The 26,019-nt window shown below is 69.1% G+C and carries 20 protein-coding genes; 19 read left to right on the top strand and 1 reads right to left on the bottom strand.

What is annotated here, in order from left to right; all coding sequences use genetic code 11:
• Positions 1 to 66: 66 nt before the first annotated feature.
• The 17 genes from AC07OZ_RS19855 (at position 67) to AC07OZ_RS19775 (ending at position 21,755) form a co-directional block, all read left to right on the top strand.
• Positions 67 to 705, top strand: coding sequence for an XrtA/PEP-CTERM system exopolysaccharide export protein (locus AC07OZ_RS19855; protein ID WP_495468804.1), 639 nt, complete (start codon positions 67 to 69; stop codon positions 703 to 705).
• 149 nt (positions 706 to 854) lie between these two features.
• A complete protein-coding gene (locus AC07OZ_RS19850; protein WP_495468803.1) occupies positions 855 to 2,447 on the top strand; it encodes an XrtA system polysaccharide chain length determinant in 1,593 nt (530 codons plus the stop codon).
• Positions 2,448 to 2,460: 13 nt separating this feature from the next.
• Positions 2,461 to 3,483 (top strand): XrtA-associated tyrosine autokinase, encoded by a 1,023-nt coding sequence (locus AC07OZ_RS19845; protein ID WP_495468802.1) that lies wholly within the window; start codon positions 2,461 to 2,463, stop codon positions 3,481 to 3,483.
• Positions 3,484 to 3,487: 4 nt separating this feature from the next.
• The gene (locus AC07OZ_RS19840) at positions 3,488 to 5,113 is read left to right on the top strand and encodes a TIGR03016 family PEP-CTERM system-associated outer membrane protein (RefSeq protein WP_495468801.1); all 1,626 of its coding nucleotides are present in this window, start codon (positions 3,488 to 3,490) and stop codon (positions 5,111 to 5,113) included.
• Between the two features lie 12 nt (positions 5,114 to 5,125).
• Positions 5,126 to 6,217, top strand: a complete 1,092-nt coding sequence (locus AC07OZ_RS19835) for an XrtA/PEP-CTERM system-associated ATPase (protein WP_495468800.1) — start codon at positions 5,126 to 5,128, stop codon at positions 6,215 to 6,217.
• Positions 6,214 to 7,071 (top strand): XrtA system polysaccharide deacetylase, encoded by an 858-nt coding sequence (locus AC07OZ_RS19830; protein ID WP_495468799.1) that lies wholly within the window; start codon positions 6,214 to 6,216, stop codon positions 7,069 to 7,071. Before AC07OZ_RS19835 ends, AC07OZ_RS19830 begins: the two co-directional genes overlap by 4 nt.
• The gene (locus AC07OZ_RS19825) at positions 7,068 to 8,126 is read left to right on the top strand and encodes a FemAB family XrtA/PEP-CTERM system-associated protein (protein ID WP_495468798.1); all 1,059 of its coding nucleotides are present in this window, start codon (positions 7,068 to 7,070) and stop codon (positions 8,124 to 8,126) included. Before AC07OZ_RS19830 ends, AC07OZ_RS19825 begins: the two co-directional genes overlap by 4 nt.
• Positions 8,127 to 8,136: 10 nt before the next feature.
• Entirely contained in the window at positions 8,137 to 9,408 is a 1,272-nt protein-coding gene (locus AC07OZ_RS19820) for a TIGR03087 family PEP-CTERM/XrtA system glycosyltransferase (protein WP_495468797.1), read from the top strand.
• The gene (gene xrtA, locus AC07OZ_RS19815) at positions 9,405 to 11,045 is read left to right on the top strand and encodes an exosortase A (RefSeq protein WP_495468796.1); all 1,641 of its coding nucleotides are present in this window, start codon (positions 9,405 to 9,407) and stop codon (positions 11,043 to 11,045) included. The genes AC07OZ_RS19820 and xrtA overlap by 4 nt, the downstream gene beginning before the upstream one ends.
• Positions 11,042 to 12,235, top strand: a complete 1,194-nt coding sequence (locus AC07OZ_RS19810; RefSeq protein WP_495468795.1) for a TIGR03088 family PEP-CTERM/XrtA system glycosyltransferase — start codon at positions 11,042 to 11,044, stop codon at positions 12,233 to 12,235. Before xrtA ends, AC07OZ_RS19810 begins: the two co-directional genes overlap by 4 nt.
• 24 nt (positions 12,236 to 12,259) lie before the next feature.
• The gene (locus tag AC07OZ_RS19805; RefSeq protein ID WP_495468794.1) at positions 12,260 to 14,176 is read left to right on the top strand and encodes an XrtA/PEP-CTERM system amidotransferase; all 1,917 of its coding nucleotides are present in this window, start codon (positions 12,260 to 12,262) and stop codon (positions 14,174 to 14,176) included.
• 7 nt (positions 14,177 to 14,183) lie between these two features.
• Positions 14,184 to 15,473: a glycosyltransferase family 4 protein gene (locus AC07OZ_RS19800; protein ID WP_495468793.1), complete on the top strand. Its 1,290-nt coding sequence runs from the start codon at positions 14,184 to 14,186 to the stop codon at positions 15,471 to 15,473.
• Between the two features lie 5 nt (positions 15,474 to 15,478).
• Positions 15,479 to 16,693, top strand: a complete 1,215-nt coding sequence (locus AC07OZ_RS19795) for a glycosyltransferase family 4 protein (RefSeq protein ID WP_495468988.1) — start codon at positions 15,479 to 15,481, stop codon at positions 16,691 to 16,693.
• The gene (locus AC07OZ_RS19790; RefSeq protein WP_495468792.1) at positions 16,686 to 18,002 is read left to right on the top strand and encodes a putative O-glycosylation ligase, exosortase A system-associated; all 1,317 of its coding nucleotides are present in this window, start codon (positions 16,686 to 16,688) and stop codon (positions 18,000 to 18,002) included. The genes AC07OZ_RS19795 and AC07OZ_RS19790 overlap by 8 nt, the downstream gene beginning before the upstream one ends.
• Positions 18,002 to 18,964: a polysaccharide deacetylase family protein gene (locus tag AC07OZ_RS19785; protein ID WP_495468791.1), complete on the top strand. Its 963-nt coding sequence runs from the start codon at positions 18,002 to 18,004 to the stop codon at positions 18,962 to 18,964. The genes AC07OZ_RS19790 and AC07OZ_RS19785 overlap by 1 nt, the downstream gene beginning before the upstream one ends.
• 247 nt (positions 18,965 to 19,211) lie before the next feature.
• Positions 19,212 to 20,444, top strand: a complete 1,233-nt coding sequence (locus AC07OZ_RS19780) for an ATP-binding protein (RefSeq protein ID WP_495468790.1) — start codon at positions 19,212 to 19,214, stop codon at positions 20,442 to 20,444.
• Between the two features lie 36 nt (positions 20,445 to 20,480).
• Positions 20,481 to 21,755 carry an AAA family ATPase gene (locus AC07OZ_RS19775; protein ID WP_495468789.1) on the top strand — a complete coding sequence of 425 codons (1,275 nt, stop codon included), beginning with the start codon at positions 20,481 to 20,483 and terminating at the stop codon, positions 21,753 to 21,755.
• Between the two features lie 27 nt (positions 21,756 to 21,782).
• Here AC07OZ_RS19775 and AC07OZ_RS19770 read toward each other — a convergent pair whose 3' ends face one another.
• The gene (locus AC07OZ_RS19770) at positions 21,783 to 23,447 is read right to left on the bottom strand and encodes an asparagine synthetase B family protein (protein ID WP_495468788.1); all 1,665 of its coding nucleotides are present in this window, start codon (positions 23,445 to 23,447) and stop codon (positions 21,783 to 21,785) included.
• 222 nt (positions 23,448 to 23,669) lie between these two features.
• Here AC07OZ_RS19770 and AC07OZ_RS19765 point away from each other — a divergent pair, with 222 nt between their 5' ends.
• Entirely contained in the window at positions 23,670 to 24,764 is a 1,095-nt protein-coding gene (locus AC07OZ_RS19765) for a hypothetical protein (protein WP_495468787.1), read from the top strand.
• Between the two features lie 5 nt (positions 24,765 to 24,769).
• Positions 24,770 to 25,936 (top strand): glycosyltransferase WbsX family protein, encoded by a 1,167-nt coding sequence (locus tag AC07OZ_RS19760; RefSeq protein WP_495468786.1) that lies wholly within the window; start codon positions 24,770 to 24,772, stop codon positions 25,934 to 25,936.
• Positions 25,937 to 26,019 lie beyond the last annotated feature (83 nt).

The following is a 26,019-nucleotide window of genomic DNA, read 5'->3' as shown; positions in this document are numbered from 1 at the left end:
CAGTCCAGGGGGTTCCACACCCGTGCGCGCTGAGGTGCAATCCGGTCAGCTTCCAGAGGGGTGGACATGGTGAAGAACACTGGATTGAAGATCGCTTCCATCAAGGCGGCACATGCCGCGTTGCTGGCCGCCGCCGCGGCGCTCGCCGGCTGCTCGACCACCGGCAACCTGCCGCCCGCGCCGGTCGCCGCTTCGCAGGCGGACTACAGCTACGTCGTCGGTGCCGGCGACCAGCTCAACATCATCGTGTGGCGCAATCCGGAGCTGTCGCTGACGGTGCCGGTCCGCCCCGACGGCAAGATCGCCGCGCCGCTGATCGACGAACTGCCGGTGCAGGGCAAGAACTCGGTCGAGGTCGCCCGCGACATCGAGAAACAGCTCGGCAAGTACGTGCGCGATCCGGTGGTGACCGTGATCGTGACCAGCTTCGTCGGCCCGTACAGCGAGCAGATCCGCGTCGTCGGTGAAGCCGCCAAGCCGATGTTCCTGCCCTACAAGCAGAAGATGACGCTGCTGGACGTGATGATCGCCGTCGGCGGCCTGACCGACTTCGCGGCCGGCAACTCGGCCTCCATCCTGCGGACCGCGGAAGGCAACAAGCAGTACTCGGTGCGCCTCAAGGATCTGATCCGCCGCGGCGACGTGTCCGCCAACGTCGAGATGCGTCCCGGCGACATCCTGATCATTCCGCAGAGCTTCTTCTGACCGGCGCCCGGACGGCCGCACGCGGACCTTCGGGTCGGCGGGAGCGTCCGGAGGGCACCTCACGGATCGTCCACCGCATTTCCAGCAGTACCGGCCCGCTCTGAACCGGGCCTCGCCGGCGCTTCCGCCGGTGCAACCGAGATCGCCGCATGGATTCCCTCATCGCGCAACTGATGGCCGTCTTCAAGCGGATGTGGCGCTACCGCTGGCCGGGGCTGATCGCGTCGTGGCTGGCCGCCATCGCCGCGGCCGTCGTCGTGTTCGTCGTGCCCGACCGTTACGAGGCCAGCGCGCGCGTCTACGTCGACACCCAGTCCATCCTCAAGCCGCTGATGTCGGGCATGGCCGTGCTCTCCAACACCGAGCAGCAGGTCAACATGCTCAGCCGCACGCTGATCAGCCGGCCCAACGTCGAGAAGCTGGTGCGCATGGCCGACCTGGACCTGAAGGCCACCAGCAAGTCGGACCAGGACGCGCTGATCGACCGCGTCACCCGCAACCTGGCGATCCAGACCGCCGGCAATTCGGCCAACAACCTCTACCTGCTGTCCTACCGCGATTCGTCGCCGGAGATTTCGAAGAAGGTGGTGGCCTCGCTGCTGTCGATCTTCATGGAGTCCAGCCTGGGCGCCAGCCGCAAGGACAGCACGACCGCCGCGACCTTCCTGAACGAGCAGATCAAGACCTACGAGACCAAGCTCGAGGAGGCCGAGGGACGCCGCAAGGAATTCCGCCTGCGCAACCTGCAGTTGACGCAGGCCGACGGCAAGGACGCCGCCGCGCGTCTGGCCGAGGCGAGCAACCAGCTCGAGGCCGCCCGGCTGCAACTGCGCGAGGCCGTCAACGCCCGTGACGCCGCGCGCCAGCAGATCGAGGCCGAGCGCAAGCGCAACCAGCCCGGCACCAGCCTGCAGAGCCTGATGCAGGAGAGCGCGCAGAAGTTCGCGACGCCCGAGCTGGACAACCGCATCGTCGAGCTCAAGCGCAATCTGGACCAGATGCAGCAGCGCTATACCGACGCGCACCCGGACATCGTCAACGTCAGGCGCCAGATCCGCGACCTGGAAGACCAGCGCCGCAAGGAAGTCGCCGACCTGCAGAAGGCCGCGCTGGCCAACCCGTCGCCGACCGGCGGTCCCAACGACAGCCTGGCCAACCAGGAACTGGCCCGCATCCTGGCGGGCAAGGAAGTCGAGGTCGCGCAGATCCGCGCCCGCGTCGACGAGTACAGCTCGCGCTACGCGTCCGCGCAGGGCGCGATCAAGCTGGCACCCCAGCTCGAGGCCGAGTTCGCGCAACTGAACCGCGACTACGAGATCATCAAGAAGAACTACCAGGAGATGGTCGAACGCCGTGAGTCGGCCTCGCTGTCGACCGACCTGGACAACACCTCGGGGGTCGCCGATTTCCGCATCATCGACCCGCCGCGCGCGTCGCCCAAGCCGGTGTCGCCGAACCGTCTGATGCTGCTGGCCGCCGGCCTGGTGGTGGCGGCGCTGGCGGGCCTAGTCACGGCCTTCGCCGCGAGCCAGATCCGTCCGGTCTTCCACGACCTCAACGAACTGCGTCATCGCCTGGAACTGCCGATCCTGGGCGCCGTGTCGCGCCAGGAGACGCGCGAGGACCGGCGTCGCCAGAAAGTGGACCTGCTGCGCTTCGGCGTCGCTTCGGGCAGTCTGGTCAGCCTGTACGCGGTCGGCCTGATCGGCATGGCCATCTGGATCAGCCGACAGGCCGGGTGAGGGGAGCATTCGCATGACGAGCCTGATCGAACAAGCCGCCCAGCGGCTGGAACAACTGAAACAGGCCGGCGTCGACGTCGGCCCGGCCCCGGCCGCCCCGTCGTCGAGCGCGCCGGCAGCCGTGGCGGCAGTCCAGACGGCGCCGCCGGTCGCCGCGGCGGTGGCCGCTCCGGTCGCGCCCGTGTCCGCGCCGGCGGTGATCCGCGCCCCCGGCGACGTCACCTCCAAGCGCGTCGACCTCGACCTGGAGGCGCTCGCCGCGCAGGGCTTCCTGACGCCGAATGCGCCGCGCACCGTGATGGCGGACCAGTACCGCAACATCAAGCGCCCGCTGATCCGCAACGCGATGAACAAGGGCGCCTCGTCGCTCAATCACGCCAACCTGATCATGGTGACCAGCGCATTGCCCGGCGAGGGCAAGAGCTTCACCTCGTTGAACCTGGCCATGTCGATCGCGGCCGAGTTCGACAGCACCGTGATGCTGGTCGACGCCGACGTCGCCCGCCCGTCGATGCTGCGGATGCTGGGCCTGCCGCCCGGCCCCGGCCTGCTCGACGTGCTGGAGAAGGAGGCCGACATGGCCAGCGTCCTGCTCAAGACCAACGTCGACAAGCTGACGCTGCTGCCCAGCGGCCGTCCCCACGCGCGCGCCACCGAACTGCTGGCCAGCGATGCGATGACCGCGCTGCTGGACGACATGGCCAAGCGCTACCCGGACCGGATCATCATCTTCGACAGCCCGCCGCTGCTGCTGACCACCGAGTCCCGGGTGCTGGCCACGCACATGGGTCAGATCGTCATCGTCGTGCAGGCTGAACGCACGCCGCAGAGCGCGGTGCAGCAGGCGGTCGCCGCGATCGAGCACTGCCCGCTGAAGATGCTGCTGCTCAACCAGGCCAGCAACAAGCGCAGCAGCGGCTACGGCTACGGTTACGGGTATGGCTACGGGTACGGCTACGGCTACGGTCACGCGGACGGGCAGGGTCATGCGCCCGATGGCGCGTCCAGCCCGGCCGCCGGCACGGATCGGACCTGACACGATGACGCGGGCCCACGTCTTCCGCCGCCGGCCGCTGTCCCGAGGCCTCCCGGTTCTCCCGGTTCTCCCGGTCTCAGCGGTCCGACGCGCCTGTCTCGCGGCGCTGGGCCTGGCCGCGGCCCTGGCGCAGACGCCGGCCGCCGCCCAGGATGACGGCACCAGCGCCGCGGGCTCGCGCAAGGGCATCGCGTTCACGCCGCGGGTCAGCGTTTCCGAGACCTGGACCGACAACCTCGCGCTGTCGCCGGACAACTCGCGCGACCGGGCCTTCATCACGACGGTGTCGCCGGGCCTGACGATCTCCAGCAACACCGGCGCGATTCGCGGCAGCTTCGACTACACGCTCGACGGCATCGTCTACACGAAGAGCGACCGCGACGCGCGGCTCCAGAACCAGCTGAGCACCCGCGTCACGGCGGAGCTGGTGCAGTCGGCGCTGTTCGTCGACGTGACCGGCAACATCAGCCAGCAGACGATCTCGGCCTTCGGCCAGCAGTCACCGGACGGCACGCTGGACAACCCCAACCGCACGGAGACGCGCACGCTGCAGGTCTCGCCGTACTGGCGCGGCCGGCTGGGCAGCTTCGCAGGCTTCGAGCTGCGGGCGATGGGCCAGATGCGCGATTCCAGCGAGGGCGGTGCCGGCGCGGCCGCCGGCAGCGGCAACACCAAGGAAGGCGCGTTGTCGCTGAACCTGTTCGGTCCCGCCGGCCGCGAACTCAATTGGGGCCTGAATACGTCCACGTCGCGCATGCACTTCGAGCAGACCGGCATCGACTACCGCACCACCAGCGTGATCGCGTCGCTGAACTGGGTGCCCGACGTCGACTGGGGCCTGGGCGTCACCGGCGGCCGCGAACGCAGCGACTACTTCGGTCCCGAGACGACCTCCGTCTACGGCGCCAACCTGCGCTGGTCGCCGGGCCCGCGGACCAAGTTCGCCGGCGAGTGGCAGCACCACAGCTACGGCGACAGCCACAACCTGAGCTTCGAGCACCGCATGGCGCAATTCTCGGTGCGCGCCAACAGCAGCCAGAGCGTCAGCACCGGCGAGACGCCGACGCAGGCGACCAACTACCAGCTGCTGGACCTGCAGTTCGGCAGCCTGGAGCCCGATCCGGTCAAGCGCGACGCCTTCGTGCGCGGGCTGCTGGCCGCGCTGGGCCTGGATCCGAATTCGTTCAGCGGCACCGGCTTCCTGAGCAACACCGCGTCGCTGCAGCGTCGCACCGACCTGTCGCTGATCTGGACCGGACCACGCGTGACGATCACGCTCAGCGCCAACGAGAACAACAGCCGCCGTCTCATCAACTCGGCGTTGGGCGTGGGCAGCGGCGACCTGGCGCTGACGGACCGCGTGCGCCAGCGCGGCGCGACGCTGGCGGTCGGCTACCGGCTGACGCCGCTGGCCAACGCCAACATCAGCTACTCGCGGCAGAACTCCCGTGGTGACGGCGGCGTCGGCGGCAATGACATGCGCACGCTGACGGCCAATGCCACCTACCGCCTGGGCCCGCGCACCGACGCCGCCTTCGGCCTCCGGCAGACCAAGTTCGACGACACCAGCCTGTTCGCCTCCAGCTATCAGGAAAACGCGATCTACGCATCGCTGACCCAGCGCTTTTAAGCAGTCACCGACATGTACGAGGCCTTCTACGGGCTGGCCAGCAAGCCGTTCCAGCTCAGTCCCGATCCCAGCTTCTACTTCGGCAGCAAGCAGCATCGCCGCGCGAAGGCCTACCTCGATTACGGGGTGCTGCGCAGCGACGGCTTCATCGTCATCACGGGCGAGATCGGCGCCGGCAAGACGACGCTGGTGCGCGGGCTGCTGGACAGCCTGAACCGCAGCAACGTCGTCATCGGCAACATCGTCACGACGCAGCTGGACGCCGAGGACACGCTGCGCCTGGTCGGCGCCGCCTTCGGCGTGCGGGTCAAGGACCTGCCCAAGAGCGAAGTGCTGATGGCGCTGGAGGCCTTCTTCGTCAGCGAGGCCAGCCGCGGCAAGCGCTGCCTGCTGATCGTCGACGAGGCGCAGAACCTCACCGCACGCGCGGTCGAGGAACTGCGCATGCTGTCCAACTTCCAGTTCGGCAACCAGTCGCTGGTGCAGACCTTCCTGGTCGGACAGCCGGAGTTCCGCGGGATCCTGCAGCGGCCCGAAATGGAGCAGTTCCGCCAGCGCATCGCGGCGAGCTGCCACATCGGCCCGCTCGATGAAGAGGACACGCAGCGCTACATCGAGCACCGGCTCAAGTGCGCCGGCGCGGCCGACAGGCCCAGCTTCGACGCCGACGCCTTCACCGCCTTGCACCGCGCCAGCCATGGCATCCCGCGCCGCATCAACACGCTGTGCGACCGGCTGCTGCTGCTGGGCTTCATGCACGAGAACCCGCACCTGACCGCGGCCGACGTGGAAGAGGTGGTGCAGGACCTGGCCAGCGAGTCGGCGTCCGCGCCGGCGCCGGCGGTGCACGGCTCCGAGATCAACGGCCATGCGTCCGAGGGCGACCTCGCGGTCGACCTGGACCTGACGCGGCTGCGCTCGCGCGTGGCGCAGGGCGGCGGGCTGAACGGGGAACTCGGCGCGCTGGCCGACGGCCTCGCGGGCCTGAACCTGGACGGCCAGGACGCGCGCCTGCAGCGCATCGAGGACAGCCTGATGCGCCTGGAACGGATCAACCAGCAGACGCTGGCGCTGCTGCAGAAACTCGTGGGAGCGATGCGATGAACAAGATCCGCAACGCGATGAGCATCGACGTGGAGGACTACTTCCAGGTCTCCGCCTTCGCGCCCTACATCGCCCGCGGCGATTGGGATGCGCGCGAATGCCGCGTCGAGCGCAACATCGCGCGCATCCTGGACCTGCTCGATGCGAAGGGGGTCAAGGCCACGTTCTTCACGCTGGGCTGGATCGCGCAGCGCTACCCGCAGATCGTGCGCGAGATCGTCGCGCGGGGTCATGAATTGGCCAGTCACGGTTTCGGCCACGAGCGTGCCAGCGACCTGGACCGCGCCTCGTTCCTGAAGGACGTCGGCGACGCCAAGACGCTGCTCGAGGACCTGGGCGGTGTCGAGGTCAAGGGTTATCGCGCGCCGAGCTTCTCGATCGGCAAGGACAACCTCTGGGCCTTCGACGTGCTGGCCGAATGCGGCTACCGCTACAGCTCCAGCGTCTACCCGATCCAGCACGACCATTACGGCATGCCGGACTCGCCGCGCTTCGCCTACGAAGTCCGGCCGGGCCTGATCGAGGTGCCGGTGACGACGCTGCGCTGGCGCGGCAAGAACTATCCGAGCAGCGGCGGCGGCTGGTTCCGGCTGCTGCCCTACGGCGTGTCGCGCTGGATGATCGAGCGCTTCAACCGCATCGAGGGCCGCAGCGCGGTCTTCTACTTCCACCCGTGGGAGATCGATCCGGAGCAGCCGCGCATCCCCGGCATCGATGCGAAGACGCGCTTCCGCCATTACGTCAACATCGGCCGCACCGAATCGCGCATCGAGCAGCTGCTCGGCGACTTCGCGTGGGCGCGGATGGACGAGATCTTCCTCGCGCCCGAAGGCGCCGGGCGGTTGGCGGCATGAGCCTCACCTCGACGTCGGCGGTCCAGGTCAGGCGCCTGGCGCTGAAGGACGCGGACGGCGCGAAGCGCTGGGACGCGTTCGTGCAGGCCTGCCCGTCGGCCAGCTTCTTCCACCTGGCCGCCTGGCAGCGGATCATCCGCAAGCAGTTCGGCCATGCGGGTTACTTCCTCTACGCCGAGCGCGACGGCGTCATCGAGGGCGTGCTGCCGCTGGCCGAGAACAAGAGCCGGCTCTTCGGCCATGCGCTGGTGGGGCTGCCGTTCGCCGTCTACGGCGGTGTCGCCGCCACCAACGACGAAGCGGCCCGCGCGCTCGAGCACGAGGCGCAGGCGCTGGCACGCCAGCTCGGCGTCGAGCATCTGGAACTGCGCAACGTCGAACGCCGCCACCTCGACTGGCCGCACCAGGACCTCTACGTGACCTTCCGCAAGGAGATCCTGGAGGACGAGGAAGCCAACATGCTGGCCATCCCGCGCAAGCAGCGCGCGATGGTCCGCAAGGGCATCAAGAACGAGCTGAAGGCGGAGATCGATCGCGACGTGTCGCGCTTCTTCGCGCTGTACGCGGACAACGTCCATCGCCACGGCACGCCCGCGATGCCCAAGCGCTACTTCCAGGCGCTGCTGGACGAGTTCGGCGACGCGGCCGAAGTGCTGATCGTCAGCAGCCCGCAGGGCGAGCCGCTGTCCGGCGTGCTGAGCTTCTACTTCCGCGACGAGGTGCTGCCGTACTACGCCGGCGACGCCGTCGCCGCGCGCGACCTGGCCGCCAACGACTTCAAGTACTGGGAACTGATGCGCCGCGCCTGCGGCCGCGGGCTCAAGGTCTTCGATTACGGCCGCAGCAAGCAGGGCACCGGCAGCTATTCGTTCAAGAAGAACTGGGGCTTCGAACCCACGCCGCTGAACTACGAGTACTGTCTCTACAAGCGCGAAGCCGTGCCGCAGAACAACCCCAGCAACGCCAAGTACCAGCTCATGATCAAGGCCTGGCGCAGGCTGCCGATCAGCGTCGCCAACTGGCTGGGCCCGCACATCGTGCGCAGCCTGGGCTGAGGACGGCGCGATGGCCAACATCCTCTACCTGGTCCACCGGCTGCCGTACCCGCCCAACAAGGGCGACAAGCTGCGCTCGTACCACCTGCTCAAGCACCTGGCCGCGCATCACAAGGTGTGGCTGGGCACCTTCGTCGACGATGCCGAGGACTGGGCCCACGTGCCCGCACTGCAGGCGCAGTGCGAGCAGCTCTTCGCCGCCGACCTGAACCCGCTGCTGGCGCGCGTGGCCAGCCTGCGCGGCCTGGCGACCGGCGAGGCCCTGAGCCTGCCGTACTACCGCCACCGCGCGATGCGCGACTGGATCGCGCAGATCGCGAAGACGCAGCGCTTCGACGCGATCGTCGTGTTCTCGTCGACGATGGCGCAGTACGCCGAGCAGCTCCGCGCCGTCGCCGGCCCGGTGCCGGTGCTGGTCGACTTCGTCGACGTGGACTCGGCGAAGTGGACCGACTACGCCAAGGCCAACCGCTGGCCGATGTCGTGGCTGTATCGCCGCGAGGGCCGGGAACTGCTGGCCTATGAACGTCGCGTCGCGGAACAGGCGCGCTGCTCGTTCTTCGTCACCGAGGGCGAGAAGGCGCTGTTCCAGCGCCTGTCGTCCACCGGCGCGCCGGTCGAGGCGCTGGGCAACGGCGTCGACAGCGGCTACTTCGCGCCGTTGCCGCAGCAGGCGAATCCCTTCGCGGCCGATGAACTGCCGCTGGTCTTCACCGGCGCCATGGACTACTGGCCCAACGTCGACGCGGTGCAATGGTTCGCGGCGGAAGTGCTGCCGCAGTTGCGCGAGCGCTGGCCGACGCTGCGCTTCACCATCGTCGGCCGCGCGCCCACGCCCGCGGTGCTGGCGCTGGCCGGCGACGCCGTGCGCGTGACCGGCACGGTGCCGGATGTGCGGCCCTACCTGCAGCACGCGGCGGCCGTCGTCGCGCCGCTGCGTCTGGCACGCGGCGTGCAGAACAAGATCCTCGAGGCGATGGCCGTGGGCCGTCCGGTCGTGGCGGCGCGCAGCTGCGTCGAGGCGCTCGGCGCCGACGGGGTGATCGCCGGCCAGGACGTGCTCTCGGCCGACAGCGCCGCCGATTACCTCGAGCTGGTCCACGCGCTGCTGAGCGCGCCGACCCGCGCGCAGGCGATCGGCCAGCAGGCGCGCGAACGCGTGCTGCGCCAGTTCAGCTGGCAGGCCCACCTGGCCAAGCTGGACGGCTACCTGCCGCAAGGGACCTCGCAGAGGAACGCGCCGGGGAGTGTGCCCGGCAACGTGCAAGGACAGGCCGCATGAGCGCCACCACCCCGTCGGCGCTCCAGCAGCGCGGCATCCCCGACGCCTGGCGTCGCCCGCTGGCAGTGCTGGCGCTGCTCGTCGTCGCGTTGCTGCTGCTGTACCGGCAGACGGCGCTGGGCATGGTGACGATCTGGTGGCGCTCCGGGACCTTCACGCATGCCTTCCTGGTGCCGCCCATCGTGCTGTGGCTCGCCTGGCGTCGCCGGGGGATGGTCGCGCCGCTGACGCCGCGGCCGGTGCCCTGGCTGGCGCTGCCCATCGTCGCGCTCGGCGCGGTCTGGCTGTTCGCCGACTTCGCCGCGATCAACGCGGTCACGCAGTTCACGCTCGTCGCGATGCTCGTCTTGCTGGTGCCCGCCGTGCTGGGCTGGCGCGTCGCGCGCGAGATGGTCTTCCCGCTGGGCTTCCTGTTCTTCTGCGTGCCGGTCGGCGAGTTCCTGCTGCCGCAACTGATGGACTGGACCGCGAAGTTCACCGTCGTCGCGCTGCGGCTCAGCGGCCTGCCGGTGTACCAGGAAGGCCTGCAGTTCATCATCCCGAGCGGCCAGTGGTCGGTCGTCGAGGCCTGCTCCGGCGTGCGCTACCTGATCGCGTCGGCGATGGTGGGCACGCTGTACGCGTACCTGAGCTACCACTCGATGCGCCGGCGGCTGGGCTTCATCGCCTTCGCGCTGGCGCTGCCGCTGGTGGCGAACTGGGCGCGCGCCTACCTGATCGTGATGATCGGCCACCTGTCGGGCAACACGCTGGCGGTCGGCGTCGACCACCTGATCTACGGCTGGCTGTTCTTCGGCATCGTGATGCTGGCGATGTTCCTGATCGGCGCGCGCTGGGCGCAGCCCGAGCTGCCGCTGGTGCCGCCGCCGCGCGATGTCCTGCCGGTCGCGACGGCGGGCGCCGGCTGGCTGGCCACGGTGGCGGTGCTGCTCGCCATCGCGTTGCCGGTCACCGCCGGGGTGTTGCTGCGCCAGGGGCACTCGGCCCCGATCGCCGCGCTGCCCGCGGTGTCCGTGGAGCCGGGCTGGTCGGACCAGACCGTGCCGTCCGACGCCTGGGGGCCGGACTTCGAGGGCGCCAATGCCACGCTGCACCAGGAGTTCACCGGTCCGGTCCAGGTCGGTGCCGCACAGCCGCGCGTCGGCCTGCACCTGCAGTATTTCCGCGACCAGGACTACGAGCGCAAGCTGGTCAGCTCCAGCAACGCCGTCGTGGCCGCCGAGGACAAGCACTGGGCCGTCACCGGCCGGGGCCAGGCGGAATTCGCGCCGGTCACCGGCGGCTCGGCGACGCCGGTCCCCGTGCTGACCACGCAGGTGCGCGCCTCGTCGCTGGACGCGGTGACCGCGCCGCGGATGCTGGTGTGGCACGTGTACTGGATCAACGGCCAACCGATGACGAGCGCCTGGCAGGCCCGCGTGCGCGGCGCGCTGGAACGGCTGCAGGGACGCGGCGACGACGCGGCGCTGGTGCTCGTCTACACCGAGGCCGACGAGCTGGCGCCGCAGCGGCTGAACCTTTTCCTGCGTCAGCACTGGGGCACGATCGATGGCGAGCTCCGCCGCGTGCGCGATGGCGGCACACGTGCCGCGCCTGCGACGACCTTGACACCCGCATCGCCAGGGGCGCCGACATGAGCGCCGGCCTGAGCGTCGAGCGGGCGCTCGCGGCTGCCGACGAGCGGCCCCTGGTGCTGCACGTGATGTACCGCTTCGACACGGGCGGTCTCGAGAACGGCGTGGTGAACCTGATCAACCACATGCCCGCGGACCGCTACCGGCACGCGATCGTCGCGCTGACCGAGGTCACCGATTTCCGCAAGCGGCTGCAACGCGACGACGTCGAATGCTTCGCGCTCGACAAGCCGCCGGGGCAGGGCTTCTGGCTCTATCCCAAGCTCTACAAGCTGTTCCGAGCGCTCAAGCCCGCCATCGTGCACAGCCGCAACCTGGCGGCGCTGGAAGTCCAGCTGCCGGCCTGGGCCGCGCGCGTCCCGGTGCGCATCCATGGCGAGCACGGACGCGACGTCGGCGACCTCGACGGTCGCAACCGCGCCTACCAGCGCGTGCGCCGCTTCTACAAGCCTTTCGTCTCGCACTACATCGCGCTGTCGCGCGACCTCGGCGACTACCTCACCGGTCCGGTCGGCGTGCCGCCGGCGCGCGTGAGCCAGTTCGTCAACGGCGTCGACACCTTGCGTTTCCAGCGCCAGCGGGTCGAGGCCATTCCGGGCTGCCCCTTCGATCCCGCCGCGCACTGGCTGATCGGCACCGTCGGCCGCATGGCGCCGGTGAAGGACCAGCTGATGCTGACGCGGGCCTTCATCGCGCTGATCGATCAGGCGCCCGACCTGCGCGCCCGCGCGCGGCTCGTGCTGATCGGCGACGGCCCGCTGCGGGCGCAGTGCCGGGCCTTGCTCGATGGGGCCGGCCTGACGGACCTCGCCTGGCTCCCGGGCGAGCGCACCGACGTCCCGGCGGTGATGCGCGGGCTGCACGTCTTCGCGCTGCCGTCGCTGGCGGAGGGCATCTCCAACACCATCCTCGAGGCGATGGCCAGCGGGCTGCCGGTGGTCGCGACGGAGGTCGGCGGCAACGCGGACCTCGTGACGCGCGACGTCAGCGGGCTGCTGGTGCCGGCCGCGGATCCGGCGGCGATGGCCGCGGCGCTGCTGCGCCTGGCGCGCGATCCCGCGCAGGCCGCCGCCATGGGCGAAGCCGGCCGGACGCGGGTGGAGAACGATTTCAGCATGCGCGCCATGGTCGCTCGGTACCAGGGGCTGTATGACACGCTGCGCGGCCACAATGCCGCCAGCCACAAGAACTGACACGGACGGACGCGGGGTAGGACCATGTGCGGAATCAGCGGACTTTTCGATACCCGGGGACGGCGCGACTTCGACGGCGCGCTGATGCATCGCATCAACGACTCGCTGCACCACCGCGGTCCCGACGAAGGCTCGATCCACCTGCAGCCCGGCCTGGCCTTCGGCCACCGCCGGCTGTCCATCATCGACATCGCGACCGGTCAGCAGCCGCTGTTCAACGCGGACCACTCGGTGGGCATCGTCTTCAACGGCGAGATCTACAACTACCGGGAACTGACCGCGGAGCTCACCGCGCTCGGCTACCGGTTCCAGACGAAGAGCGACACCGAGGCCATCGTGCACGCCTGGTCCGCTTGGGGCGAGGACTGCGTCCAGAAGCTGCGCGGCATGTTCGCGTTCGTCATCTGGGACCAGGCGCGCGACCAGCTCTTCATGGCGCGTGACCGGCTCGGCGTGAAGCCGATGTTCTACGGCCTGCTGGACGACGGCACGCTGGTCTTCGGCTCCGAGCTGAAGGCGCTGCTCGCGCATCCGGGCATGAAGCGCGACATCGTCCCGCAGGCGGTGGAGGAGTACTTCGCGCTGGGTTACGTCGCCGAGCCCCGCACCATCTTCCGCCAGGCATTGAAGCTGCCGCCGGCGCACACGCTGGTGATCAAGCGCGGCGAGCCGCTGGGCCAGCCGCGCCGCTACTGGGACGTCAGCTTCACGACCGACAACCGGATCGACGAGGTCCAGGCGCAGGAAGAACTGACCCGCCGCCTGCGCGAGGCGGTCAAGCTGCGGCTGATCTCCGAGGTGCCGCTGGGGGCCTTCCTGTCGGGCGGCGTGGACTCGAGCGCCGTCGTCGCGATGATGGCCGGCGAGACGAACGGGCCGGTGAAGACCTGTTCGATCGGTTTCGACGACCCGCAGTACAACGAGTCCGAATTCGCGCAGATGGTGGCCGACCGCTACCAGACCGAGCACCACGTCGAGACCGTGCAGAGCGACGACTTCGACCTGATCGACACGCTGGCGCGGCTCTACGACGAGCCCTACGCCGACAGCTCCGCGATCCCGACCTACCGCGTCTGCCAGCTCGCGCGCAAGCATGTGACGGTGGCGCTGTCGGGCGACGGCGGCGACGAGAGCTTCGGCGGCTACCGCCGCTACAAGCTGCACATGATGGAGGAGCGCATGCGCGCCAGCCTGCCGCTGGGGCTGCGCAAGCCGCTGTTCGGCACGCTGGGCCGGCTCTATCCGAAGGCGGACTGGGCGCCGCGCGTGTTCCGCGCGAAGACGACCTTCCAGGCGCTGGCGCGCAACTCGGTCGAGGCCTACTTCCACACGATGTCCGTGATCCGTGACAACGAGCGCATGCCGCTGTACAGCGCGCGCTTCAAGTCCGAGCTCGGCGGCTACAACGCGCGCGACCTGTTCCTGCAGCACGCGGAACGCGCCAACACCGACGATCCGCTGGCGCTGATCCAGTACATCGACACGCACACCTACCTGGTCGGCGACATCAACACCAAGGTCGACCGCGCGTCGATGGCGCATTCGCTGGAAGTGCGGGAGCCGCTGATGGACCACCCGCTGGTCGAGTGGCTGGCCACGCTGCCGTCCCACCTGAAACTGCGCGGCGGCGAGGGCAAGTACCTGTTCAAGAAGACGCTCGAGCCGCATCTGCCCAGCGACGTGCTGTACCGGCCCAAGATGGGCTTCGCCGTGCCGTTGTCGCGCTGGTTCCGCGGACCGCTGCGCCAGCGCGTGCGCAACTCGCTGCTGGGCGGGCCGCTCGCCGATTCGGGCATGTTCGACCTCAAGACCGTCGGCCAGATGGTCGAGCAGCACGAGAACGGCAGCCGCGATCACAGCACCCCGCTGTGGACGCTGCTGATGTACGACGCGTTCCTGCGCAACGTGATGGGCGCGACCTCGATGCGCGAGGCCGCCTGAGTCCCGAATGAAGATCCTCTATCACCATCGCACCGCGTCCAAGGACGGCCAGGCGGTCCACATCGAGGAGATGATCGGCTCGCTGCGCGCGCTCGGCCACGAGGTGCGCGTGGTCGCGCCCGGTGGCGAGTCGGCGCCCGAGGACAAGGCGAAGATGGGCGACGACACCGGCTGGGTGCACCGCCTGCGCGCGAAGCTGCCGAAGTTCGTCTACGAGCTGCTGGAACTGGCGTACTCGCTGGTGGCCTACCGGCGCCTCGCCGCCGCGGCCAGGGACTTCCAGCCCGACCTGATCTACGAGCGCTACAACCTCTTCCTGCTGAGCGGGCTGATGCTCAAGCGCCGCCTGCGCGTGCCGCTGCTGCTGGAAGTGAACGCGCCGCTGGTCGACGAGCGCGCGAAGTTCGGGGGGCTGGCCTTGCCGCGCATCGCGCGCTGGGCCGAGGACACCGTCTGGCGCGGCGCCGACGCGGTGCTGCCGGTGACCCAGGTGCTCGGCGCGATGGTGAGCGCGCGCGGCGTGCCGCAGGATCACCTCGTCGTGATCCCGAACGGCATCAACGAGGAACACTTCGACGCGGCGCCGTCGCCCGGGGACGCCAAGCGCGCGCTCGGCTGGGACGGCGCGCTGGTGCTGGGTTTCACCGGCTTCGTGCGCGACTGGCATGGCATGGACCGCGTGATCCGCTGGATGGCCACCGATGCGGCGCCCGCCAATGCGCGGCTGCTGCTGGTCGGCGATGGGCCGGCGCGGGCCGATCTCGAGGCGCTGGCCGGCGAGCTGAAGCTCGGCGAACGGGTGCGCTTCACCGGCGTGGTCTCGCGCGACGCGGTGCCGGCCTACGTGGCCGCCTTCGACATCGCGCTGCAGCCGGCGGTGGTCGCGTACGCGTCGCCGCTGAAGCTCTTCGAGTACCTGGCGCTCGGCAAGGCCATCGTCGCGCCGAACCAGCCCAACATCGAGGAAGTCCTGGACGACGACCTCAACGCCTTGCTCTTCGATCCGGCCACCCCCCACGCGCTGGAAGCGCTGCTGGCACGGCTGGCATCGGACGAGGCGCTGCGCCGACGTCTGGGCGACGGCGCGCGCGCCACGATCGGTCGGCTGCAGCTGACCTGGCACGGCAACGCCGCGCGCGTCGTGGCGCTCGGCCGGGCCCTGAAGAGCGGGCAGGGCGCCCGCGAGGCGCAGCAGGCCGCTCACGCGGCCATCGCGCCGACCGCAAAGGCAGCAAGGGCCGTCGCCGTCGACGGCGCCTCCGTGGTGCCGCCCCGCGCCGAGGACGCGAAGGCCTGAGCATGCTGAAGCTGCTGACCTTCTCGACCCTGTACCCGAGCGCGGTGATGCCCAGCCACGGCATCTTCGTGGAGACCCGGCTGCGCCACCTGATCGCGTCGGGGCAGGCCGAGTCGCGCGTCATCGCGCCGGTGCCGTGGTTCCCGCTCAAGGGCGATCGTTTCGGCGAGTACGGCAAGTTCGCCGCGACCCCGGCGCGCGAGTCGCGGCACGGTCTGGACATCACGCATCCGCGCTTCGTGCGGCTGCCCAAGGTCGGCATGAGCAGCGCGCCGTACACGCTGGCCTGGACCTTCCTGCGCGCGGCGCGGCGGCTGCAGGCGACCGGCTACGACTTCGACCTGATCGACGCGCACTACTTCTATCCCGACGGCGTCGCGGCGGTGATGGTGGCGCGGGCGCTGGACAAGCCGGTGGTGATCACCGCGCGCGGCACCGACATCAACCTGATCCCGCAGCATGCCTTCCCGCGCAAGCTGATCCTGCGCGCGGCCGACCAGGCCGACGCGATGATCACCGTCTGCGAGGCGCTCAAGGACGAGCTGGTCGCGCTGGGCGCCGATCCCGCGAAGGTGACCGCGCTGCGCAACGGCGTGGATCTGGCGCTCTTCCATCCGGCCGGTCGCGACGAGGCACGCGCCGCGCTCGGCCTGGCGACCGATGGGGCGAACGGCCGCTTCACGCTGGCCTCGGTCGGTCATCTGATCGAGCGCAAGGGCCATGAACTCGTGATCGGCGCGCTCGCCGAACTGCCCGACGTCGACCTGCTGATCGCCGGCACCGGCCCGGAGGAGGGCGCCTTGCGCCGTCTGGCCGAGTCGCTGGGCGTGACGTCGCGCGTGCGTTTCCTGGGCGCGTTGCCGCAGGCGCGGCTGCGCGAGGTCTATGCCGGCGTGGACGCGCTGGTGCTGGCGTCGAGCCGCGAGGGCTGGGCCAACGTGCTGCTGGAGGCGATGGCCTGTGGCACGCCGGTGGCGGCGTCCAAGGTGTGGGGCACGCCCGAAGTCGTGGCCAGCCCCGAGGCCGGCGAGTTGATGCCCGAGCGCACCGCCGCCGGCGTGGCCGACGCCGTGCGCCGCCTGCGCGCGTCGCCCCGCGACCGCGCGGCGACGCGGCACTACGCCGAGCGTTTCAGCTGGGACGCGACGACGCAGGGCCAGCTCGACCTGTTCCACCGCATCCTGACCGCGCGGCGGTCGCCGGAGCTGCGCCATGCGTGACCTGATGATGCTGGGCCTGTTCGTGGCCCTGATCTACAAGACCTTCAAGGACCCGATGTGGGGCGTGCTGGGCTGGGTGTGGATGGGGGTGATGAACCCGCACCGCCTGGCCTACGGCTTCGCGCATGACGCGCCGTGGTCGATGGTGATCGCGGTGGCGCTGTTCGCGAGCCTGATCCTGCACCGCGACAAGCTGGTGAAGTTCCCCGTCAACACGGTGACTGTCCTGCTGGCGATCTGGATCCTCTGGATCGGCGTGTCGCCGCTGCTGTTCTCGTTCTATCCGGACAAGGAGATGCACTTCTGGTCGCGCGCCTTCAAGGTGCTGCTGATGGTGCTGGTGGCGCTGCTGGTCGTGCAGCGGCGGCGCGACCTGGACTGGCTGGTGCTGGTGCTGGTGATCTCGATCGGCTACTACGGCATCAAGGGCGGCGTGTTCACGGTGCTGTCCGGCGGCTCGGCGCGGGTGTGGGGGCCGGAGGGCTCGTTCATCGAGGACAACAACTCGCTGGCGCTGGCGACCATCATGACGGTGCCGTTGATCCGTTATCTGCAGTTGCAGGCGACCAAACGCTGGCAACGTCACCTGGCGACCGTGGCCATGCTGCTGTGCATGGCGTCGGCGGTGGGCTCGCAGTCGCGCGGCGCCTTCCTGGCGATCGTCACGATGTCGTTCTTCATGTGGATGAAGAGCCGCAACAAGCTGCCGCTGGCGCTGGTGGTGCTGGTCGCGCTGCCGCTGATCTTCGTCTTCATGCCGGACAGCTGGACCAGCCGGATGGAGACCATCAAGACCTACGACCAGGATTCGTCGGCGATGGGCCGCATCAACGCGTGGCAGATGGCCTGGCGGCTGGCGATCGACCTGTTCCCGTTCGGCGGCGGCTTCACGGTCGCGGGGCCGGCGGTGTTCGCGAAGTACGCACCCGATCCGTCGGTGCCGCTGACGGCGCACAGCATCTACTTCCAGGCCCTGGGCGAGCACGGCTTCCTGGGCCTGGCGCTGTTCGTCGGCATCTTCGCGGCGACCTGGCGGCTGGCGAGCGCGACCATCCGGGCCGCCAAGGATCTGCCGGACCTGCAATGGGCGCGGGACCTGTCGGCGATGTGCCAGGTCGGGCTGATCGGGTATGCGACCGGCGGGGCCTTCCTCAGCCTGGTGTACTTCGACCTCCCGTACTACCTCGTTCTGATCGTGGTGGTGGTGAACCGCGTCGTCGCCGCCGAGGTGGCCGGCCGCAAGCAGGCCGCGGTGGCCGCCGGCCAGGCGCCGCGGGACGTGCATTCGCCATACTGGGGAGGCACCTGATGCTGGCATCGCTGAGCCTGCTCGGCTGGCCGCGCGGCGAGCCGGCGCTGAGCATCCTGATCTATCACCGCGTGCTGCCCGCGCCCGACGCGATGCGGCCGGGCGAGATCGACTCGGCGCGTTTCGAGGCGCAGGTGAGCTTCCTGTCGCGGCACTTCACGCTGATGACGGTGAGCGACGCGGCCGTCGCGCTGCGCGAGGGCCGCCTGCCGAAGCGCGCGGCGTGCATCACCTTCGACGACGGCTACGCGGACAACTGGACGGTGGCGCATCCGATCCTGGCGCGTCATGGCGCACGCGCGACGGTGTTCATCGCGACCGGCTACCTGAACGGCGGCCGCATGTTCAGCGACACGGTGGTCGAGTTCGTTCGTCTGGTGCCGGGGCCGGTGCTGGACCTGTCGGCGGTGGGGATGGGCGTGCATCCGGTCGCGACGACCGAGGAACGTCTGAAGGCCGTGTCCGCGCTGCAGGTCCAGTTGAAGTACCTGGCGCCGGACGAGCGCGACGCGCAGCTGGGCCGCATGCTGGCGGCGCAGCCGGTCGGTCCGATGCCGGACGACCTGATGCTCACCGACGCGCAACTGAAGCAGCTGGCCGACGCGGGCCATGAAATCGGCGGCCACACGGTGGACCACACCGTGTTGACGACGCTGCCGCTCGAAGGCGCTCGCGCGCAGGTCCAGGCGGGGCGCGACCATCTGGCGGCGCTGCTGGGCCGGCCGGTGCGCAGCTTCGCGTACCCGAACGGCCGGCCGGTGCGCGACTACGACGCGGGCCACGCGGCGATGCTCCGCGACCTCGGCTTCGAAGCCGCGGTCAGCACCGCGCCCGGCGTGGCGCTGCCGGGCGCCGACCTGTTCCAGTTACCGCGCTACACGCCATGGGGGAACTCCACCGCGATGTTTGCGGCGCGGATGATGCGGAACGCGCGCATGGGCGGTCCCGCCGCAGTGGTCTGAACCGCGCGGCGCCTTCAAGCGCCGCTGCGAGTTGCCGCAGTGAGTTGCTGCTGCGCATGCCGCTGTGAATCACCGCCTTCCGGACGAAAAAGTTCTAGGGATGGAACTTCGGTTGTCGGTCGACAAACACCCCCAAAAGATTCCCGCCGGTTCGTGGGTGCGACGCAACGACTGACCCCGTTTCGCCGCGCCCGTTGAAATTCGACGGGTTCGGACGGGCTAAGAATTTGTGGTCTGGAGGTCATCCATGCTGCAAATTCAAAGCTTTCCGAATCGCACGTCTTCCCCTGCTTCCAACGAAGCCTTGGGGACACCGGCGTGCCTGTTCCATCGTCTGGCCCTCGCGTCGTCCGTGGCCGACCAGCTCATGTCTGAGAGCTTCAAGTCGGGTCTCTTCCTGACCGGGCCGCGGCGCACGGGCAAGACGACCTTTGTCCGCAGCGACCTGGTCGCGGCGCTTGAACGTGAGCACGATGCGCTCGTGATCTACGTCGACCTCTGGGACGACCAGAAGATGGATCCCGGCCTGGCGATCTATCGCGCGCTGGCCCTGGCACTGGATGCTTTCGACGGACTGATGGTCCGGATGGCACGGCGCGCGGGGCTGAAAGGTGTCCGGCTGTGCGGTGTCGAGATCAGCCTGGAGCAGATCAATGCGGGACGGGTCGAGTCGCTCACGACGTCCCTGCAACGACTGACGCATCTCTCGGGCCGGCGTGTCGTGCTCGTGGTCGATGAGGCCCATCGGCTGCCGATGACGGAGCTGGGACGTGTGGCGCTGCATGGACTGAAGGCCGCGCGCGACGCGTTGCTGTTGACGCCGGGGCCCGGTTTCCGTTTCCTGGCGACGGGCTCGCATGCGCACAAGCTCGAGCACATGGTGCGCGAGAAACAGGAGCCCTTCCTCTGTGCCCGCACGCTGGCGCTGCCGGTGATGGGGGAGGAATTTCTCCAGTGGCAACGCAGCCGCTGGAAGGAGGGGGCCCGACCCGGCTTGCCGGTCATGGCGCAGGCGTTCGAGCGCCTGTTCCATCGCGTCGAGGACTTCATCGGCGTGTGCGACGCGTCGCGAGGAGACTCCCCGATCGATGCGCGTGAGGCCGAGCGGTCGTTGCTCATGCAGGTCGACGAATCGCTCGCGCGCGATCAGCGGATCTTCGCCGAGCGGCTGATCTCGGCGGGCCCGCTCAGCACGGCGTTCCTCTTTCTGAAGGCCGAGATGGGCCACCAGTTTGCGCCTCACTTCTCGCGCACCCATGAGCGGGTGATGCAACTGCTCTCCTTGATGGGCGAGACGGCCATCCGCCCCGACTTCAGCATGCAGGGCGTTGACGCCACGTTGGCACGACTCGCGGAGCTGGAGCTGCTGTGGCACTCCCGCATCTATGTCATCGAGGACGCCCGGCATGTCGGCTGGCTGAGGGAGATGGATCTGTCGAGGCTGTTCGGGAATGAACAGCGTGCGGTCGAGGCGGCGTAAGCGGCATGCCGAGTCTTAGTGGTCAGGAGGTGATTCATGCTTCAAATTTCGTCCCCGCTCGGTCAACGTGTTCCGGAGTTCTCCGATCTTGACCAGGTCGATACGGGACTGACCTTTCCGCGTCGGCAGCTCGCGTCGCATATCGCGAACGATCTGATGTCACGCCCTCGTGAGTCCGGGCTGTTGCTCACCGGTCCGCGCCGTACCGGCAAGAGCACCTTCGTTCGCGAGGATCTGATGCCTGTGCTGCGTAGCGAGCACGACGTGCATGTCGTCCAGATTGATCTCGCGGCTTACCGGAATGCGGAGCCTGGCCAAGCGATCCTGCACGCGCTGAGGACGGAGTTGCAGCGCTTCGATGGATTGGTGCTGCGCGCGGCACGCAGCCTCGGACTAACGAACGTGCGGCTGGGAGGGCTGGAAATGAATGTGGCCCAAGCCCAGGCGGTGTACACGGACGGCGTTCTCGACCTGCTCAAGGCGCTCTCGCAGAAGGCCGGAAAACGCCTGGTCATCGTCATCGACGAAGTGCAGCGCAGCCAGGCTACCGAGCACGGGCGCCACGTACTCTTTGCCCTCATGCGCTGTTCCGACTACTTGAACATCGGGCCGGGAGCCGGCGTTCGTGTTGTGGCGACGGGATCGCACGCGCACAAGTTGAGGAAGCTGATGTCCTCCAAGGAGGAGGCCTTCTTCGACGCCACGGTGATGGAGTTGCCCTGCCTTGGCACAGAGTTCGTCTTCTGGCTGAAGGGCAAGTTGCCGGGACTGCTGCGGCTTGACCCCGAGCTGATGGTGAAGGGCTTCGAGCTGCTGTTGTATCGGCCTCGCGACCTGATGGATGTCTGCAAGCGGTTGGGGCGGACCGACATCCGGTCGGAACGTGCGGTCGATCAGCTGTTCCAGTTGCTGGTCGCCGATCGCGCTGCAGAGGGAAAAGAGGAATTTGTCGCGAAGCTTCGGTCGCTCACCGATCTGGAACTGGCGTTGTTGCGCGTGATGGCAGAAACCGGGCCACGCTTCTCGCCGCATGCCACGTGGTGCCGTCGACGCATCGCCGCGATCATGGAGATGTTGCTCGGTTCGCCGCAAGACCCGGAGCGTTCAGATGAAGGCATCGAGTCGGCCCTCAGCCGATTGGTGGCTCGGGGCATTCTCTGGCGTGAGCTGGGATTCGCCTTCGAGAACCAGCGTGCAGCGGATTGGCTGCTCTCGCTCGATCCCCTCGCGGACTTTCGAGGCGACCACGACGAGTCCCCGCAACACGTTATGGCGGGGCAGAACGCTGAGTTCCCCGTGCTGCTGTCGTGACGTCCGGCGTTCCGAACGTCGTCGCGCTCACACGCGGTAATTCGGCCGCCGCCCCCGCAGCCACTGCTCCAGCATCATCAGGATCCACACCATCTCCCCGTAGTACCCGGGGTGCTCCGGCAGGCGTTCCTTGAGCAGGCTCCGGATGAACTCCGGCCTGACGATGCCGCGCGTGGATAGGCTGCCCAGCGAGTCCTCCGCCAGCGCGCGCAGGTTGGTATCGCGCGTCGCCCAGACGCCAAAGGGCAGGCCGAAGCCCTGCTTCTTCTTCACGATGATCTCGTCGGGCAGGAAGCCACGAAGCGCCTCCTTGAAGAACCAGCGCAGCTGCAGCCCCTTGAGCTTGTAGTCCGCCGGCAGGCGCTCGGAGAAGGCTAGCAGCTCGTCGTCCAGCATCGGGAAACCGACCGAAGTGCCCGCCAGCCGCGTCGTGCCCACGACCTTGGGCAGGTCGGTATCGGCCAGCGTGTAGCGCCAGTCGAAGGCCAGCATGCGGTCCACCAGCTTGCCGGTCTTCAGCCCGTTCCACACCTGACGCTGCTGCTTCTGGGGCCCCAGCGGGTCCACGCGGCGCAGGAAGTCCGTCTCCAGCACATCGGCCATGCCCAGCCGCGTCAGCAGGTTGTAGCTCTGCAGCCGGTCCGGCATCGGCACGCGCGCCTGGTCGATGTAGCTCGCGCCCTTCTTCAGCAGCGGCAGCTTGCCAATCGGCGAGCCGAACACCGGCTGCAGCACGAAGTCCCGCAGCGGCCCCGGCACATTGCCGTACCAGGAGAAGACCGTCTGCTTCGCATACCGCGTGTTGCCGCCGAAGAGCTCGTCCCCGCCGTCGCCCGCGAGCAGGTGCCGAACGCCGTTGTCGTGGGCGCGGCGCGCGCAGTAGTAGGCTGGCAGCGCCGAGCTGTTGCCGAAAGGCTGGTCGTAGTGCGTCGCGACCTTCGCGATCCCGTCGACCAGGTCCTTGGGCGTCACGTAGTACTCGTGATGCCGGGCGCCGAAGTGCTTGGCCGCGATGCGCGCGAAGGCCATCTCGTCGTAGCCCTCGGCCTCGAAGCCGATCGAGTAGGTGTCCACCGGCCGCCCCGCGACGCGGCTCATCATGCCCGCGACCGTCGAACTGTCCGTGCCACCGCTCAGGAAGCAGGCCGCGTCCGGCGCGTGCATGGCGCGCTGGACCGAGCGCGCCAGGATCTCCTTGAACTCGATCTTCAGGTCTTCGAACTTCGGTGCCGGATCGGCGCGGAAGGTCGGCGTCCAGTACGGCGTCACGCGCAGTTCGCCGCGCTCGAAGATCGCGACGTGCCCCGGCGGCAGCCGGAAGATGTTGCGGAACACCGTCCGTGGCGACGGGATGACGTGGAAGTAGAGGTAGTCGAACAGCGCCTGCGGGTCGAGGTCGACGTCGTCGCCGGCCAGGTCGTCCGCGCGGGTCGCGAACTGCAGCTCGTGGCCGACGATGCGATAGCACAGCGGCTCGATGCCGAAACGGTCCGTCGCCAGCACCGTGCGTCCGCCGGGCTGTCGCCACGCGACCGAGAAACGCCCGCCGATCTGCGCCAGCGCCGGTGCCGGATCGCTCGCCGACAGCAGCGTCTGCCATGCGGCGTCGCGTTGCGCGGCCGGCGCGTCGGTGGGAAGACCCGGCAGCACCGGTTGACCCGTGGAGAGGAAAGTGGCGGAGCTCGTCGTCATCGTTCTTTACGGACCGGCGAAGCGGCCAGGAGGCAAGGGAAGGGCGCTCGCGGTGTGGAACGCCCCCGGCGGATTCTGGCGTGGAAATGAGTCGTGGCGCCTGTCCCCGACCCCACCCACTTGGAGGGCCGTCCTTCGGGGGGAGGCTTCCGACCATGCCGCACAATCGCGGCCTGCCCGCTGTCGGAGGCGGGCGCTGGAGCCGGTTTGCAGATTCACTGGATGCCACACGCGCTGAACCCGGCCTACGCCGGCGTGCGCCTGCGCTGCCTGATGCCGAGCCGCGAACTGCGCCGCTCGGGTCTGGTGTCGCGCGTGCTGGATCCGGTGCCGGACGCGCAAGCGCTGCCCGGCGACGGCGTGCTCGTGGTGCAGGCGAAATGGCTGCTCGACGCCGGCTCGCCCGCCGCCCTGCGCGATCGCGCCCGGCGTCTGGCCGAAGCCCGGACGCGTGGCGTGCGGCTGGTGCTGGACAGTTTCGACAACTACTTCCTGAACGAGTCCGGCGATCCCGCCCGCGCCGAGCTGCTGAGCGCCTACCGCGAGGCGCTGCCGCTGTTCTCGCTGTTCACCGTGTCCTCGCCGGGACTGAAGCCCTTGCTGGAGGCGGAACTGCCGCCCGAGCTGCGCGCCGCCGCGCCGGTGCGGGTCGTCGGCGACCCGGTCGAGACGCCCGCCGCCGCGCGCGACTTCGAATCGTGGCCGCATCGCATGCATCCCGGCCGCTGGGGTGGACACTGGCGCGCCTGGCGCGAGTTGCGCGAGCACCGCGCGCAGCGTCGCGTCGCCCGGCAACTGGTGTGGTTCGGCAATCACGGCAGCGCCTATGCGACCGGCGGCATGGCCGAACTCGAGCCGCTGCTGCCGCTGCTGGAAGCCGCCTCGCGGCGCCAGCCGCTGCGCCTGACGGTGATCAGCAACTCCGAACAGCGCTATCGCGAGCTGCTCGGCCGAGCGACCTTCCCGCATCGCTACCGGCCGTGGGACCGGCTGCATTTCCTGTCGCTGCTCGGCGAGCAGGACCTGGTGCTGCTGCCCACCCGCATGACCGCCTTTACCATGGCCAAGAGCAACAACCGCATGCTGCTGGCGCTGGCCCAGGGCGTGCCCGTGATGGCCGACCCCTTGCCCGATTACCAGCCCTGGCGCGCGCACTGCGCGCTGGACGACTGGGACCACCTCGCCGACCACATCGCCGATCCGGCGCCGCTGGCCGCCCGCGCGCGCGCCGCGATGCCGGCCATCGAACGCGACTACTCCACGCGTGCCATCGCCGCCCAATGGCGCGAGGCGCTGCAAGCTTCCGTCTTCCGATGAACCGCATGACGCCAGATTCCCTCGCCACGCCGGACCGTGCGGACGTGCATGCGTCGTCGACGCCGGCGTCCTCGCCCGAGCAGCCGCTGGCCATCGCCATCGTGCTGCCGCAGTTCCATCCGTTCCCTCAGAACGACGCCTGGTGGGGCAAGGGCTTCACCGAGTGGCGCAACGTCGCCAAGGCCAAGCCGCTGTACAAGGGCCATTACCAGCCGCGCCTGCCGGGTGAGCTCGGCTTCTACGACCTGCGGCTGCCCGAGGCCCGTGCGGCGCAAGCCGAACTGGCCCGCGAGCACGGCATCGGCGGCTTCTGCTACTACCACTACTGGTTCACCGGCGAGCGTCTGATGGAGCGCCCGATCGAGGAGATCCGCGCCAGCGGCGAGCCCGACTTCCCCTACTGTCTGGCCTGGGCCAACGAGAACTGGACCCGCGCCTGGAACGGCAAGGACCGGGAGATGCTGATCGAGCAGCGCTACTCGGACGAGGACGACGAGGCGCACATCCGCACGCTGCTGCCGCACTTCCGCGATCCGCGCTACATCCGCATCGACGGCAAGCCGCTGTTCATCGTCTACAAGGTCGACCACCTGCCCGATCCGCGGCGCACGCTGGCGACGTGGCGCCGCATCGCGCGCGAAGAGGGCGTGGGCGAACTGACGCTGGCCCAGTTCGAATGGAGCGGCACCGGCTCCGGCGCGGATCCGCGCGAGGTGGGCCTGGACCTGTCGATCGAATTCGCGCCGGACTGGCGGCGCCTGGGCGGCAAGCACTTCACCGGCTGGAAGTCGCGCCTGGCGATGAAGCTCGGCTTCCTGCCGAAGGCCTACGGCCAGCACAACTTCTTCGACTACGACCGCATGGTCGACGGCGTGCTGGCCAAGCCGGCGCCGGACTATCCGTTCCTGCGCTGCGTCAGCCCCGGTTTCGACAACAGCGCGCGGCGCGCCTCCGGCGGCGCCACGATCCTGATGAACAACACGCCGCAGCGCTATCGCCGCTGGCTGGAGGCCGCGCTGGCCTGGACGCGCAAGCACCAGCCGCCGCAGCGTCAGGTCGTGTTCATCAACGCGTGGAACGAATGGGCCGAGGGCAACCACCTCGAGCCCGACGCGGTGAATGGCCGCACGCTGCTGGAAGCGACGCGCGATGCGCTGAAGCACAAGGACTGACCCCAAGGCCCGATGTCCTCGGTCGTTCGGGGACGGCAAGTCGTGAAGTTTCCGCGCTTGCCGCGGGGGGAGAGCCGGACCGA

This window comes from Roseateles sp. GW821-FHT09G03, assembly GCF_059416045.1.
The sequence above is the reverse complement of the archived record's forward strand: the minus strand, read 5'-3'. Positions and strand labels throughout refer to the sequence as shown.